The 802-nt window shown below is 40.6% G+C and carries 1 protein-coding gene; it reads right to left on the bottom strand.

Annotated elements, in window-relative coordinates:
• Nucleotides 1–27: 27 nt before the first annotated feature.
• Nucleotides 28–729, bottom strand: a complete 702-nt coding sequence (locus ACMHKH_RS14665; RefSeq protein ID WP_413521356.1) for an IS1 family transposase — start codon at nt 727–729, stop codon at nt 28–30.
• Between the last annotated feature and the right edge of the window lie 73 nt (nt 730–802).

Here is an 802-nt window from a genome sequence, read left to right as displayed (position 1 = left end):
GGTGGTGTTCTAAAAAGTATGCTGGCATCAGACGTAGCCATAATTGACATAAAAGAATACCAGATCGAATACTTTAAAGTGATTATCAAGCTTTTTTGAGAAGCAACAAGTCTTTCTAACCGCTCGTCTTAATCGGTGTCTAAGACGGCAGTTATTACCTTCTATACCTACTGTATGTTGTTTGCCAATTCGTTTGTTATCACTTTTAAAGGCGGTTTTAAAGCTATCCCAGTTGTCCATACTGATAGAGCCATAGCTGACTGTAAGCTGCTTTAAACGTGCTCTTAACTTCTTAGCCGTTTTTAGGTCACGTTTGCCCCAGACATAAGCGACAATCTCATTAGTAGCACGGTCATAAGCGTAGATAAGCCAGACTTTACACTTTTTGCGATACACGTAAGTCCAGAACTCATCAACCTCTAAGCGTTCATAGTAGCTCTTCTTAGGCGCGATCTTATAAACAGATGAGCCTATGGTGCTCAATACTTTACCGATACTAACTGAGGCTATAATAGCTATATCTCTAACGCCGCAACCTCTAACCGTCATTAGCCGTATGATGCCTTCTATTTTAGAGTGACAGCCATGATAAGTTAAGGCATGGTTACCAATAAATTGTCGTTTGCAGTCCTTGCATTGGTAGTTCTGCTTGCCATAGCTTTTTATGCCGTTTTTCTTTAAACTAGAACTGTGGCAGTCGGGGCAACTGATATCTATTTGTGTCTTCATAACCTCAAATATATCATCTTTCCTCGGCTGTCACCCTCCTTTATTCCCTCAGCATACTTTCTGATACACCACC

The organism is Psychrobacter glacincola (genome assembly GCF_965118485.1).
Classification (GTDB): Bacteria; Pseudomonadota; Gammaproteobacteria; order Pseudomonadales; family Moraxellaceae; genus Psychrobacter; species Psychrobacter glacincola_D.
Note: the sequence above shows the minus strand (reverse complement) of the source record. Positions and strands in the feature narration are given on the sequence as shown.